A 13,056-nucleotide genomic window follows, 5' to 3' on the forward strand; every position below is an offset into this window, starting at 1 on the left:
AAGGGAGGATGGCCGCGGATCCTCCACCGAAGACGGGTGCCGGTCTCCGGTGGAGGTGCAGTGCGGATTCAGGCGCGGCGCCATTTCTGGTTGGCGGCTGCTCCGCAATCCCACAGGGCAAGCACGGCGCCGTTGTTCGGGTCCCAGGCGGTGATGTCGACGCACTTGTTCGCGCGGGGGCTCACCAGATCGCCCGAGGCGGTCAGCTCGAATCGTTGACTGATCGTGCTGTTACAGGCCCATAGCTGGATCACTGCACCGTTAGCGGTCGAGCCACCTTTGACGTCGAGGCACTTGTTGTTCTGGGTGCGCACTTCGCTACCGGTGAACTGCCACTGCTGATTCGCACCACCGGTGCAGTCCCACACGACCACGCGCTGGCCATCGGCGTAGTTCCCGTTGGGTACGTCGAGGCACTTCCCGTTCCAGTTGCTGACGATCCTGTTTCCGGAGGGCTTGGCCGCCGGGGTGACCGCTTGCATGATCACCGAGCCGATGGCTTCGACTGTCCTGGTGTCGTCGCGCGGTGTCTGTGCGTCCCAGCGGTTCCAGGTCAACTGCAGATCGGTGCGCCGCATGTTCCACGCGGCGTCGGCGTTGCGTTTCATGAAGTCGTAGTACTGGTCCCACAGGTTGTTCTCCCGGACGAACTCGCCCATGCCGCGGGAGAACTCCGACTGCCAGGTGCCCTCGCGTTGCCCGTTGGTCATGACGCCGTTGGTGGTGCGTGCGCGGATCACCCAGTCGGTGGTGCGCTTGGCGTCGTCGAAGATGGATCCCTGCCGGAAGTTGCGGTACATCGCTTGGGCCGCACCGACGAACGCACCTGCCGAATACACCGTCTGTCCGCCGCCGAGGGTGCCGCTGGCGCTGATGTTCTCGTGGACACCGCCGGTCGACCGGTCGAGCAGGCGGTTCCAGGTCCAGTCGTAGATCGCGCGAGCCTTGTCCAGATAGGCGCGCTCGCCGCTCGATTCGTAGATCAGGGCACCTAGGATCACTGCCGGGCTGTTGCTGAGGGCGCTCTTTCCCCCCTTGTCGACGCTCCACCAAATGCCGCCGCCCAGTGTGTTGTCCCAACCTCGGTTGTAGACCCGGTTGAAGGCGTACTTCGCTTGCGTCAGGTAGTTGCTGTTGCCGGTGATCGCGTAGCCACGAGCGAACGCCAGGCCGGCCCACAACAGGTCGTCGTTATAGCCGTTCCAGTTCCAGTCGTAAAGACCGCCGGAGCCCTGGTTCTGCTGCAGGAAAGTGTCCAGCAGTCGGCCGATCAGCTCTCGGGTTGCCGGCCGCCGGGTGCTGTCGTAGACGTCCTCGGCTGCTTGGATGTCGAGCGCCTGACGCCAGAAGTAGTCCTTGTCCGTATGGGCCAGAGACCCTTTGTAATACCGTCGCTCACCGTTGGAGATCAGGAACGCCCTGTTCAGGGCGTCAAAGGCGGCATCGGTGTTCACCGTCGACGGCGCGATCACGGTCGCGGCCGGCGCGGTAACGCCTTGCGCGACTGGTGTGGCGGTGACGGCTATGAATAGTGCTGTCATCAGAGCGATGACCGGCCTGAACTTACGCATACTCTGCCTCCCTCTCAAGACTGCCCTTCGCGGATCGTGCCGCGAGACAGCGTGGCAGACGAATGCGAGTCGAACCACGCTTGCCAGTCAAGGAAAGGAATTCTGTCCGAAAGCGGTCAGCTAAGTCGTCCGGGCCACAGGCTGTGGCATTTCACTGGGATTCTGTCCGCTAACGGACAGGTTCGGTGTCTGATGACCTCTGGGCATCGGATTATGGGAGTCCGCCCCTTTCAATCTGAGGTGATTTCTGTGTTTCCCCGAAAAATCCGGGTCTTGCTTGCCGGTGCTGTCGCCGCCGGCCTTGGGTTCACCGGCATCCAGACTGCGTCTGCCGCTGGTGTGCAACGGATGTATGACGACCGCGTTTGCCGTGGGAACGGCGACTATTTCCGTGTCTTCAGCGACGACTATCCGTCGGCCCCGTTGTGCTTCACCGGCCACGGTTCGCTTGATGTGTCGATCTACCGGGTGACCAAGGTCGAATCCGGTGCCTACCAGGCGTCTGTGAACGCCGATGGCCCACAGGTCGTCAAGTTCGACCCGCGCACCGAGTTCACCACCTGGACCAATGGCCGCGCGAAGATCACCAAAGTCACCCTGATCGCCTCACTCGTGTGCCCCCGGGGCTGCTGAACCACGCTTCCCCGGTCATCGCCAGCCGAGGATTCCCGCGCTCGGCCATCAGGACGACGTGGACCGCGAACGGTCGACGTACAGATCCCGTTGGCGACTACACCTGGCGTCGACGGCTTCATCTTCGACTACGTCGCCGAGAACTGCTTCTCGCAGCCAACTACCTCACGGTCGACGGCTGTCCGTGGTTCTCGATCTACGAGGTCGGCCGGCTCATCAAGGGGTTCGGTTCGGTGTCGTCGACGGTCGAGGCGCTGAAAGCTTTCGGGCCAAGACGCTCGTGGCCGGCCATCCGGGGCTGCCCTCGGGTGTGAAGCCGACCGCGGGGTTCAAGACCATCTCCGGCCGGTAGGGCAACGAGCGCCGTGCGACTCGGATCGCACGGCGCTCGTTGGCTGGGAGCCTGCCTGGCAGGGCTACGGGATGGAGACTCCGAAGTCACGGTTCGCGGTCGCGAAGTCCTGGAAGCCGATCCGGGCACCTGCACTGCGGGTCGTGGTGCCGTTGGCGATCAGGCCGGAGCTGCCACGCGAGTAGACCGGGCCGCCGGAGTCTCCGCCGCGGGCGGACTGCTGGCCGTTCATCTGCTCGCCTTCGACGAGGTCCTCACGGTCGTTGTAGAAGAACAAGACCTTGATGTTGCAGACCGGGCCGCCGACCTCACCCGCGCTGGTCTGGCCGCTCTGGCAAAGGTACTGACCGATGTAGACGTTGCCCCAGAAGGGGACGTTCTCGAGTGCGTTGCTGCCGTGGTTTCCGACGTATTGCTTGAAGGCGACAGCGTTGGTCGGGATGAGTGCGATGTCGTGGTTGGCGTTCTTGGCGCCCATCGTGCCAATCCGTTCGCCGACGCCGTCGGCGAAGACTTGACCGGGCTGGCCGCAGTGGCCGGCAGTCAGGATGTACGGTCGGCCCTGACGGTCCTTGACGCCGAAGCCAGTGGTGCAGACCGCCCCGTTGCTCTGATTCCAGAGCCGGGCGCCACCTTTCCAGGGAGACCAGTCGTCGCCGCGTGACTTCGGCGCGAGCGGTTCCTCGGCGACAACCTTCACCGGTACGCCGGTTCGTTGCTGCAAGGATTGCCCGACCGCGCCGGTCGTCTTCTGATGGGTCGGGCTGACGCCGAGCACGAGGCCGCTACCGTCGCCCGGGTTCTTGATGGCGTCGATTCCGTTGCCTGGATTGGCCTCTTGCCAGGTTTCGATCGACTTCGCGGCGGCGTTCAGCTCGGAGAGGGAGAACTTGGCGCCGGCGATCCGGACTGGCGCCGACTTGGTCGCGGTGGTGAGTGCCTGCTGAATACGGCTGGGCGGCGTACCTTTCCAGAAGAGTGCGACGGCGTTGTCTTCGAGGATGATGCCTGCATACCCGGGGAGACCGGCCAGCTTGCTCAGCTGGTCCGCGGCCTCGACGAACGGACGCTGGGCCAGCATCTGGTGATCGGCGGCTGTCAGCGGTGAGGCGGTTTGCCTAGGTGCGGCGGCTTGGGAGGGACCTGAGGTGGTGGTGGCTGTGAGAGCCAAAGCCACCATGACAAGCGCTGTTTTGCGCATGATTATGTCCTCACATCGGGGGCGGTGTGGTGACGAGCGTGCGAGCCCTGGGCAACCTTGTCAACGGCCGTGACCAGATCCGGCCAAACCCCAGTGGAACGAGCTGCGGGGCTCGCCGCGCAGAGGGTTTTCGCCTTCGCCACAAGGACAATCACTTGTCAAAGGTGATGGTGCAAACCTGCTTGACGAGCCGGAGAAACGGCGTCGTCTCGATGCTGTTGGGCCTCGAATGCGCGCGCCGCGCTCGCTGATGAAGCGGTAGAGATGGGCGGCGTCGCGGCAGATCACCAGGGGCATCGGGTTGGTGCGAAGCAACGTGGCGACCTGCCTCATCGCACGTGTCCCGGTGGTGCCTGCCGCACGAAGCCCAAGCGACGAAACCAACAGCTGACAAGCCAGTGGGCTAACGATGATTGTTGCCCACGGCCCGTAGATGGGCGCTGTCCGGTTCCGGCCAATTCCACGTCCAGGGCAGGAAAGTGGTTCCTGAAAACGGGTCTTGATTGGACCACTGAGCCCAGGTTGCGGCGGATATGGTCGGTGCATGTTGGTGACAGGCGATTCCAAGATGTCCGTGACTGATCTGCTGCAGGTCATGCCTCCGCCCATCGTGGACGGCTCGCACGGAATGATGCAGGTGATCGAGCTTCCGCCCGGTGACGCTGGGGTTGGGGCACATCGCCACTCAGGTCCTGTGTTCGGGTACGTCATCGAAGGCGAGATCCTGTTCGAACTCGAGGGAGATGCTCCCTACGTCCTCAAAGCCGGTGACGCCTTCTTCGAGCCGGGTGGAGACGTTATCCACTACCAGGCTGCGAATCTCAGCTCGGAGAGCAGGAGCCGATTCTTCGTCGCCATGCTGTGCGCGCCCGACGTACCGATGATCACGATGGTCGATGACGACGAAATTGCCGCCCGTCGCGACCGGCGGCACCCGGCCGCGCCGGCAGCTCGATAGCTGGTTCTTTCTGCATGACCTTTCTACTTCAAGGAGAGATACAGGCATGACCACCACAACGGCCCCGCCGGCCGTCCGCACCATCCCGCTGGCTTCCGGTCAGGAGCTCACCTTCGCCGAGTACGGGCAGAACACTGATTCCACTGCTGTGCTGGTGCTGCATGCAGGCGCCGGTCCGGCGACGGTGGCCGGGTTCGCCGCGGCCACGTCCGAGCATGCGTATGTGATCGCCCCGACCTACCCAGGCTTCGAGGGCACGCCACGCGCGGAGTCCACCGACTCCGTCGCAGACCTGGCCGAGGCCTACCTCGACCTCATCGACATCCTGGAACTTGACCACGTGTTCGTTGTGGGTAACTCGCTGGGCGCCTGGGTCGCGACCGAGATCGCGCTGCGTGACAACCACGGGCGCGTCTCGGCCTTGACCCTGATCGGGGCTACCGGCATCGAGCCCACCTGGCCGCTGGAGGTCGCCGACCCCAGGAAGGAAGGCCCGGTGCGGACGGGGGAACTGGCCTACCACGACCCCAAGTTCCGAGACGACCCGTCCGCGTTGACCGACGAGCAGCGCGCCACGTTCTTCGCCAACGCTTCCACCGCGGTCGTTTACGGCGGCGAGAAATTCTACGATCCGAAGCTGGCCGCCCGCCAGCACCGGGTCACCATCCCGGTGCTGGTGCTCGCCGGCGAGCAAGACGGCATCTCGCCAGTGAAGTACCAGCGGGCCGTGGCCGCGGGCTTCCCGCGCTCCACCTTCCGGACCATCCCCCAGGCCGCGCACTTCCCCCACATCGAGCAGCCCGCCGCTGTCTTCGCCGCCATCAACGACTTCGTGCAGAGCAAAGTCAAGCCCGACAGCAAGTAAGCACACCCACTGGGCAGAGCCTCGCGGGCCTGCGAGCAGCACCAGGCCCGCGAGGCCGCGCCTACGGACAGCGGGCCACTTCCGGCCCGGAAGTGGCCGCGAAGCGATCGGGAGTCGGAATGGAAACGATGATGGCGCTGCGGGCGCATGCCCGCGGCGGCGCCGAGGAGCTTGTCTACGAGCGTGCGCCCGTCCCGAATGCCGGCCCGGGGGATGTGCTGCTCGCGGTGCATGCCTGTGCGATCACCGTCGCGGAGCTGGGCTGGGACGAGACGTGGACGCACCGTGACGGTACGGATCGCACTCCGATCGTTCCCGGCCACGAAGTGTCCGGCACGGTCGTGAAGGCCGACTCGAAGCGTTTCGCCGTCGGCGATCAGGTGTACGGCCTGATTGACTTCGACCGAGACGGGGCCGCCGCGCAATACGTCGCCGTGCGGCAGGAGAACCTGTCCTTCAAGCCGCGAACGGCCTCGCACGAGCAGGCGGCGGCCATGACGTTGTCAGCCCTGACGGCGTGGCAGGCGTTCAACGACCACGCGCACCTAAAGGCTGGCGAGACGACACTGGTCACCGGCGCCGCAGGCGGAGTGGGGGTGTACGCGGTACAGATCGCCGCCGCCCTCGGCGCTCACGTGAGTGCCATGGGCCGACCCGTCCATGAGCAGTTCGTCAAGGACCTGGGCGCCAAGTACTACATCCCCTATACCGGGGGGCCGATCGACAGCTCACTGTCAGGGTTCGACGTCGTCCTCGACGCCGCTGGTGCTGGCGACTCGGACGCGCTGTACAGCACCTTGAAACCGGGCGGGCGACTCATCACACTGGCCGCACCACCCTCTGCACGGCGGGCCGACGCCCACAAGGTCAAAGCCCAGTTCTTCATCGTGCGGCCGGACTACGAGCAACTGGCGCACCTTGCACAGATGACCGATGACGGCACGATGCGTCCGGTGGTGGGGCGAAGCCTCCCCTTGGTCGAAGGCCGCAAGGCCTTCGAGCACAGCTCCGGACGCCGTGTGCCCGGCAAGACTGTCCTCACCGTCCGTTGACCGTGGCCGCAACGCCTGGCGGCGGTCACGCCAACGCGCGGCACAGGGCGTCGAGCGCCCCGGCCCACGCGCTGCGTGACGGCGTGGCGTACCCGATGATGAGCGCGTCCCGATCGGGGGGCACATCGGCGTGGCGGAACAGGTCGATGCCGTCGGTGGTGACCCCGAACCGTGTCGCGGCCTGCAGCGCCGACTCTTCAGTGCCTCGTGGCACCTCGACCACAGCGTGTAGTCCCGCAGCCAATCCGGTGACCCTGATGCCGGGCGCGCGGGCGGCGAGGGCTGCGACAAGCTGGTCACGGCGGCGTCGGTACTGTAGGCGCATGGTCCGGACGTGACGGTCATAGCCGCCGGAGCTGAGAAACTCGGCGAGGATGAGCTGCTCCAAGGTGCTTGACATCCAGTCGACCTCTCCTTTCGCTCTCTCGATGTCTTGAGCCAGCGCCTCCGGTACCACCATCCAACCGAGGCGAAGCCCAGGCGCGAGCGACTTACTGGCGGTGCCGAGGTAAATCGTTTGGTCGGGAGCGAGCTCCTGGAGCGCGCCGACTGATTGGCCGTCATAGCGGAACTCGCCGTCGTAATCGTCTTCGATAATCAGACCGCCGGTGGAGCGAGCCCAGTCCACGGCAGCCGCACGCCGGTCGGCTCGCAACTCCACTCCGGTCGGAAAGTGATGGGCCGCTGTCAGCAGCACGGCGCCGACGCCGGGCATCTCGGCGAGTTCGCCCGTTCGCGCACCGTTTTCATCGATGGCGAGTGCGGGAGTGTGGAGACCTGCGGCGGCAAGCAATCCGCGGTGGATGTGCAGGCCGTAGGATTCGACCGCGATCGCTCCGACACCTCGAGTACGCAGGACCTGTGCCAGCAGCATCAGGCCGTGGGCGACACCGGAACAGACGATGACACGGTCTACGGTGGCGTGTACCCCCCTCGCGCGGGCCAGGTATTCGGCGAGGGCCGCGCGGAGTTCGATCCGGCCAAGGGGATCGCAGTAGCCGAGGGCTTCGTCCGGTGCTTGGGTGATGGCTTTTCGGGCGGCCCTCAACCACAGGGCTCGTGGAAATGCGGAGACGTCTGGTTGTCCGGACCGCAGGTTGTGGGTAGGTCTGCTCACGGTTTTGCCCGAGGCGCGTCGAGGGGCGGCATTGTGGGCGACACGAGTGCCGGAACCCTGCTGTGTGGAGAGCCAGCCTTCCGCGACCAACGCGGAATAGGCTTTGACCACGGTGTTGCGGGCGATTCCCAGATCGGCTGCGAGCGAGCGGCTCGACGGCAACAGCGTTCCTTGCGTGAGTCGCCCGCTGCGGACTGCGTCACGCAAGGCGTCGGTCAGCCCGGCGCGAAGGCCGCGCCCGCGCAACTCCAGATGCAGATCGACACCGAAGGACGCCTTCGAGGAAGGCGCGACTCGCGAAGTGTTCCGTGCACTTGTCATGCGAGTGGATCCTAGCGACATGCCACAACACAAATAGGTTGACTTATGACTGGTGGAAGCCCAAGGGGCGCGGGCAAAAGGAGGTTGATAGTGCCTTGGCTCGCGCCGCCCCGGTGGGATCCAGACCATGTCGGCGGCTGTTCGGCTGGATCACCAAAGGCGGCCGGCGGGCGACCTCCGAGCTGCTGCAGCTCGCCGACCCACCGACGGCCCTGTTCACCGGCAACAGCGGGATGACGATCGGCGCACTCTCTGCCCTACAGGCGGCAGGGGTGAAAGTGCCCGACAACATGGCGCTAGTGGCGTTCGACGATTTCCCCTGGGCCGAGTTGTTCAGCCCGGCGCTGACCACGATCGCCCGGCCCTCGGCGGCGATCGGTGCGCGGGCCGTGCAGCTGCTGGTACGACGGATGAACGACCCCGCCGTACCGGCGCAGACGATGCGACTGCCGGTCGAGATCATGCACCGCGAATCGTGCGGCTGCACACCAGGACGGGATCGGCACCGCGAGCGGACAAGTCCCTGACATTCGGTCGGCATTGTGGGCTGTATGACGACCAGGAAACTGTTGCAGTGGGCACCGAGGGTGCTCGTGGCGGTGATGGCGGCGGGCTGTTCGGCTTCGCAGGCCGACGCCCAGGCCCAGACCGGCAAGGCGCCGGACATCGCCACGCTCAAGACCCCGATCCCGGGGGAGGCACCGTGAGGACGGATGTACCGGCGCCTTCGGAACTACTCGACATTGGAGCGATTGCTCCGGAGGAATACCACGCATTGGCCGATCTGCACGGCGGCCGAAGCTATCTGCAGGCAGCATCCTGGGCCGCCGTGAAAACGGACTGGAGCTCTGAATTACTGGCCTGGCGCGACAGCACCGGTGCAGTCGTCGGTACGACCCTCGTCCTCTACCGCCAGCTGCCCGGCGTCTCCCGCTGGTACGCCTACCTCCCGGAAGGACCGGATATCGACTGGGCCGATCCGCGGCTCGAGCGCTGGCTGGATCCGCTGCTCGAACACCTCGACCGGCGCCAAGTGTTCGCAGTCCGGCTCGGCCCGCCGACCGTCCTGAAACGCTGGCAGGCCCCAACCCTGAAAGCCGCCGTACACCGAGGCCGCCGAGTCGACGACGTCCTCCCCGACGTCGTAGAACCCGTCGGCGCAGCCGTCGCCGAGCGGCTCCGTGATCTCGGCTGGCGCCGCGGCGGCGAGGACGGTGCCGGCACTGACGCGCAGCCGCGCTACCTGTTTCAGGTGCCCATCGGCGGGCGGACGAACGCCGACCTGTGGAGCGGTCTCAGCAAGGAATGGCGGCGCAACATCCAGAAGGCCGAGAAGTCCGGAATCGAGATCCGGCAGGGCACAGAGAGCGATCTCCCGGCGTTCTTCCAGCTGCTGGAGGCCACCGAGCGACGCAACGGGTTCCGCCTCGGCCGCTCGCTGGCCTACTACCAGCGCCAGTACCAGGTCATGAACGCCGAACGCCCCGGCCGCATGCGTCTCTACCTGTCCACCTGGAACGGCGAAGTCCTCGCCGCCCACACGATGAACGTCGTCGGCCGCCGCGTCTGGTACCAGTCCGGCGCCTCCGCCAACCACCATCGCGAAGTCCGACCCAGCCACATCCTGCAATGGACAATGATGACCGAGGCCCAACACCTAGGAGCCGACCGCTACGACATGCGCGGCGTCTCCAACTCTCTGGACCCCGAAGACCGCGCCTTCGGCCTCCTCCGCTGGAAGCTCGGCACCGGCGGCGAACTCGTCCAGACCGTCGGCGAATGGGAACGCCCCCTCCCCGGCCCCCTCAACCAGTTACTGCTCCGAGCAATGACCCGCTACCGCTCCCGCTGAGAAATGCGTTGCAGGTGGATTGGCGTCCTGTCATGTTCTAACGGATGCCACCGACGACCCAGGAAGCTTTGCGGACCGCGCTCGCGAGAGAGCGGTATCCCCGCAGTTCCGCGTATGACCCGGAGTGGGTTGTGGAGCGGCCGATGGGGCCGCATCCGTTGTGGTGTGTTGAGTCTTTGATGGAGGTGTTGACGCTCGAGCCGGGGATGCGTGTTCTTGACCTGGGGTGTGGGGCTGCGGTCTCGTCGGTCTTCTTGGCGCGGGAGTACAGCGTCGAGGTGCGGGCCGCCGATCTGTGGACGGATCCGAGCGACAACTGAGAGCGGATTCGCACCTGGGATGTCGCGGACCGCGTGCATCCGATCCGGGTTGAGGCGCGTGAGTTGCCGTTTGCTCGTGGGTTCTTCGATGCAGTGATCAGTATCGGGACGTATCACTACTTCGGCACCGAATCCCGGTACCTCGCGTATCTGCTCGAGTTCCTGAAGTCGCAGGGTTCGGTCGGGGTGGTCATGCCCGGTCCAACCCACGATCCGGGTCCGGAGCTTCCGCCGTACCTGGCGGAGCGGTGGACCCCGGATCTGCCCTGTTGACCGGGCTGGCCGCTTCCATCTCGGTCGGTGTACTGGCCGGGGTCTATCTCGCGGTCCGCGCATCGTTGCTCACGCCAACAGAAGCGCTGGCCTCGGACTAGCAATTGTCAGGAAGGTGTCTTGATGTGCTCGGCAACGCCCACTGCAGGCGCTGGGCGTCCTATAGTCGAGGACATGTGTGCGCAGGTCGTGCTTGCCGAGGACGACGAGAAGCAGGCCGAGCTGGTCCGGCGGTATCTCGAGCGGGAGAACCACACCGTGGTCGTCGTCCACGACGGTCGCTCCGCGCTGGAGGAGGTACGGCGGCGGCAGCCCGATCTGCTCGTCCTCGACGTGATGCTGCCCGGGGTCGACGGGCTGGACGTGTGCCGGATCCTGCGCCGCGAGTCCGACATCCCGGTGCTGATGCTGACCGCGCGGACCGAGGAGGACGACATGCTGCTCGGCCTCGACCTCGGCGCGGACGACTACATGACCAAGCCGTTCAGCCCGCGGGAGCTCGCGGCCAGGGTTCGCACGTTGCTTCGCCGTACCAGGGTGCCCGTGGCTGCCGAGCCGAGCACGCTGCTCCGGGTCGGTGAGGTCGCGGTCGACCTCGAGCGTCACGAACTGTTTGCCGACGGCACCCATATCTCCTGTACGCCGGGAGAGCTCCGGCTGATCGCGACGATGGCTGCGCGCCCGCACCGCGTCTTCACGCGTGCCCAGTTGTTGGAGAACATGCACGGGATCGATCAGTGCATCACCACGCGAACGATCGACACCCATGTGCTCAACCTGCGGAAGAAGATCGAGCCGGACCCGCGCCGGCCGGTCCGGCTGCTGACCGTCTACGGGGTCGGCTACAAGCTGACCGGGGGCTGACATGGCTGGGCGGCGAAGCCTTCTCGTCCGGTTGCTGGCGGGCGCCGTACTGATTGCGCTCTGCTCGATCGCAGCAACAGCCTGGCTGGCCGCGCGCAGCACGACGGTCGCCATCCAGGAGCAACAGGGCCAGGCGCTGGCCGACGACGCGAGCATCTACAACACCCTGATCGAGTACGCCGCCACTCATCGGAGCTGGGCGGGTGTGGATAAGGTGATCGCCGGCCTCAGCGAGAAGACCGGCCGGCAGATCAGTCTCAGCAAGGGCGACCGCACACCCATCGCCGGGAAGCCGGTGCCGACGACCAGGAACGCCTCGGCCTTCCTCGATCCGCTGTACGTCAACCTTTCGATGGTTGCTGCGGAGGCAAGGGGCGATCAGATCGACCCGCACGTCGTCGGCCCGTTCGCCCTGACCGCAGCGCAGAAGGCGGCCAACAGCGAGCTCGCCCAACCGGTCCTCAACTGCGCTCAGACCACCTCCGGCCAGGGCAGGATCGTGGTGCTACCCACGGGCCGGTCGGTGGTCACGGACGCGCCGGATGTCACCCTCAGCCGCTGCAGCGCCGGTCTGCTGCTCGCGATCGTGCCGCCTCAGCTGGCGTGGTACGAGAAACTGCAGAAGGCGGTCAACACTTGTCTGAGCACGCGCGGGCGTGTGGGCTCGGTCGAGATCGCGGCCGACTTTAGTTGGACTATTGCGACTGGGCCGGCGCAAGTGACACCGGCCGTGGTGCCGCGCCCTGAGCCCGAGGCCATCGACGCCTGCCTGGTCAGCGCGCGCGTCGACATCCTCAAGCCGTACGTCGCTCCGATCGCACTGCTGTTCGTCACGGGACCGGACAGCAGCGCCTCGGCCGAGTTCGACCTGTCCGCGGCGAATCAGAAGCGGATCGCCGGGGTCGCCGCGGGAATCCTCGGCATCACCGTACTGATCACGGTGATCGGCGGGATCCGCCTGGTGCAACCGCTGCGCGCGCTGACGAAGGCGTCGCGGCAGATGACGAGCGGGGACGAAGAGATCCGGGTGAAGGTCCGGGGCCAGGACGAGATCGGCCAGCTGTCGCTCGCTTTCAACGAACTGGCCGACAGTCGCGCGAAGACCGAGTCGTTGCGCAGGGCAATGGTCAGCGACATCGCCCACGAACTGCGCACCCCGCTGAGCAACATCCGCGGCTGGCTCGAAGCCGTCGAGGACGGTATCGCCCAGCCCGATGCGGCATTCATCGCCTCCTTGAGCGAGGAGGCCGCGCTGCTCCAGCACATCATCGACGACCTCCGCGATCTCGCCACCGCCGACGCGGGCAACCTCCGGATCCACCCCGAGCGCGTCTACCTCGGCCTCCTGCTCGACCAGGTCGTCGCCACCTACCTCAGCCAGGCCGAACACGCCGAGATCACGTTGTCCTCGGCAACCGACGGCGACATCGAACTCGACGCCGACCCGGTCCGCCTCCGCCAAGCCATCGGCAACCTCGTCGCCAACGCTCTCCGCTTCACCCCCGCCAGTGGAACCGTGACCATCAAGGCCCGCCAAGAGGGCCCCGGGATCGTCATCGACGTCATCGACACCGGCGCCGGCATCGCCCCCGAAGACCTCCCCAAGGTCTTCGACCGCTTCTGGCGCGCCGAACAGTCCCGCAACCGCCACACCGGCGGCAGCGGCCTAGGCCTCCC

Annotated in this window: 14 protein-coding genes; 11 read left to right on the plus strand and 3 right to left on the minus strand. The window is 66.0% G+C overall.

Annotated features, from left to right (window positions below):
• Positions 1-68: 68 nt before the first annotated feature.
• Positions 69-1,571: a ricin-type beta-trefoil lectin domain protein gene (locus E1263_RS27575; RefSeq protein WP_132172490.1), complete on the minus strand. Its 1,503-nt coding sequence runs from the start codon at positions 1,569-1,571 to the stop codon at positions 69-71.
• 249 nt (positions 1,572-1,820) lie between these two features.
• Between E1263_RS27575 and E1263_RS27580 the strand changes: the two genes are divergently transcribed.
• The gene (locus tag E1263_RS27580; RefSeq protein WP_132172492.1) at positions 1,821-2,204 is read left to right on the plus strand and encodes a hypothetical protein; all 384 of its coding nucleotides are present in this window, start codon (positions 1,821-1,823) and stop codon (positions 2,202-2,204) included.
• Positions 2,205-2,620: 416 nt separating this feature from the next.
• Here the strand turns inward: E1263_RS27580 and E1263_RS27585 are convergent, their stop codons facing one another.
• Positions 2,621-3,757: a chymotrypsin family serine protease gene (locus E1263_RS27585; protein WP_132172494.1), complete on the minus strand. Its 1,137-nt coding sequence runs from the start codon at positions 3,755-3,757 to the stop codon at positions 2,621-2,623.
• A gap of 544 nt (positions 3,758-4,301) precedes the next feature.
• On the opposite strand from E1263_RS27585, the gene E1263_RS27590 reads away from it, so the two are divergent.
• The 3 genes from E1263_RS27590 to E1263_RS27600 all read left to right on the plus strand — a co-directional run bounded on the left by E1263_RS27590 (position 4,302) and on the right by E1263_RS27600 (position 6,632).
• The gene (locus tag E1263_RS27590) at positions 4,302-4,715 is read left to right on the plus strand and encodes a cupin domain-containing protein (protein WP_165956768.1); all 414 of its coding nucleotides are present in this window, start codon (positions 4,302-4,304) and stop codon (positions 4,713-4,715) included.
• Positions 4,716-4,761: 46 nt separating this feature from the next.
• Entirely contained in the window at positions 4,762-5,580 is an 819-nt protein-coding gene (locus E1263_RS27595) for an alpha/beta fold hydrolase (RefSeq protein WP_132172496.1), read from the plus strand.
• A gap of 119 nt (positions 5,581-5,699) precedes the next feature.
• On the plus strand, positions 5,700-6,632 hold the full coding sequence (locus tag E1263_RS27600; protein WP_202869074.1) for an NADP-dependent oxidoreductase: 933 nt from the start codon (positions 5,700-5,702) through the stop codon (positions 6,630-6,632).
• 25 nt (positions 6,633-6,657) lie between these two features.
• On the opposite strand, the gene pdxR is transcribed toward E1263_RS27600, so the two are convergent.
• A complete protein-coding gene (gene pdxR / locus E1263_RS27605) occupies positions 6,658-8,070 on the minus strand; it encodes a MocR-like pyridoxine biosynthesis transcription factor PdxR (protein ID WP_132172498.1) in 1,413 nt (470 codons plus the stop codon).
• Positions 8,071-8,165: 95 nt separating this feature from the next.
• Between pdxR and E1263_RS27610 the strand changes: the two genes are divergently transcribed.
• The 7 genes from E1263_RS27610 to E1263_RS27635 form a co-directional block, all read left to right on the plus strand.
• On the plus strand, positions 8,166-8,597 hold the full coding sequence (locus tag E1263_RS27610) for a substrate-binding domain-containing protein (protein ID WP_165956769.1): 432 nt from the start codon (positions 8,166-8,168) through the stop codon (positions 8,595-8,597).
• 24 nt (positions 8,598-8,621) lie between these two features.
• Positions 8,622-8,777: a hypothetical protein gene (locus E1263_RS42885; protein WP_165956770.1), complete on the plus strand. Its 156-nt coding sequence runs from the start codon at positions 8,622-8,624 to the stop codon at positions 8,775-8,777.
• Positions 8,774-9,922, plus strand: coding sequence for a lipid II:glycine glycyltransferase FemX (locus E1263_RS27615; protein WP_132172502.1), 1,149 nt, complete (start codon positions 8,774-8,776; stop codon positions 9,920-9,922). Before E1263_RS42885 ends, E1263_RS27615 begins: the two co-directional genes overlap by 4 nt.
• Positions 9,923-9,966: 44 nt before the next feature.
• Positions 9,967-10,242 carry an SAM-dependent methyltransferase gene (locus tag E1263_RS27620; RefSeq protein WP_132172504.1) on the plus strand — a complete coding sequence of 92 codons (276 nt, stop codon included), beginning with the start codon at positions 9,967-9,969 and terminating at the stop codon, positions 10,240-10,242.
• A 33-nt stretch (positions 10,243-10,275) separates the two neighbouring features.
• Positions 10,276-10,515: a class I SAM-dependent methyltransferase gene (locus E1263_RS27625; protein WP_132172506.1), complete on the plus strand. Its 240-nt coding sequence runs from the start codon at positions 10,276-10,278 to the stop codon at positions 10,513-10,515.
• Between the two features lie 174 nt (positions 10,516-10,689).
• Entirely contained in the window at positions 10,690-11,379 is a 690-nt protein-coding gene (locus E1263_RS27630; RefSeq protein WP_132172508.1) for a response regulator transcription factor, read from the plus strand.
• 1 nt (position 11,380) lies between these two features.
• Positions 11,381-13,056, plus strand: a 1,676-nt coding sequence (locus E1263_RS27635) for a sensor histidine kinase (RefSeq protein ID WP_132172510.1), incomplete at its 3' end; no start/stop codon positions are given.

It is taken from the genome of Kribbella antibiotica (assembly GCF_004349055.1).
GTDB classification, from domain to species: Bacteria; Actinomycetota; Actinomycetes; order Propionibacteriales; family Kribbellaceae; genus Kribbella; species Kribbella antibiotica.

Bases quoted from the DNA above. Each gene is read 5' to 3' on its own strand.
- E1263_RS27575 (WP_132172490.1), bottom strand. From the start codon at position 1,571: ATGCGTAAGTTCAGGCCGGTCATCGCTCTGATGACAGCACTATTCATA.
- E1263_RS27585 (WP_132172494.1), bottom strand. From the start codon at position 3,757: ATGCGCAAAACAGCGCTTGTCATGGTGGCTTTGGCTCTCACAGCCACC.
- E1263_RS27590 (WP_165956768.1), top strand. From the start codon at position 4,302: ATGTTGGTGACAGGCGATTCCAAGATGTCCGTGACTGATCTGCTGCAG.
- E1263_RS27595 (WP_132172496.1), top strand. From the start codon at position 4,762: ATGACCACCACAACGGCCCCGCCGGCCGTCCGCACCATCCCGCTGGCT.
- E1263_RS27600 (WP_202869074.1), top strand. From the start codon at position 5,700: ATGGAAACGATGATGGCGCTGCGGGCGCATGCCCGCGGCGGCGCCGAG.
- pdxR (WP_132172498.1), bottom strand. From the start codon at position 8,070: ATGACAAGTGCACGGAACACTTCGCGAGTCGCGCCTTCCTCGAAGGCG.
- E1263_RS42885 (WP_165956770.1), top strand. From the start codon at position 8,622: ATGACGACCAGGAAACTGTTGCAGTGGGCACCGAGGGTGCTCGTGGCG.
- E1263_RS27620 (WP_132172504.1), top strand. From the start codon at position 9,967: ATGCCACCGACGACCCAGGAAGCTTTGCGGACCGCGCTCGCGAGAGAG.
- E1263_RS27630 (WP_132172508.1), top strand. From the start codon at position 10,690: ATGTGTGCGCAGGTCGTGCTTGCCGAGGACGACGAGAAGCAGGCCGAG.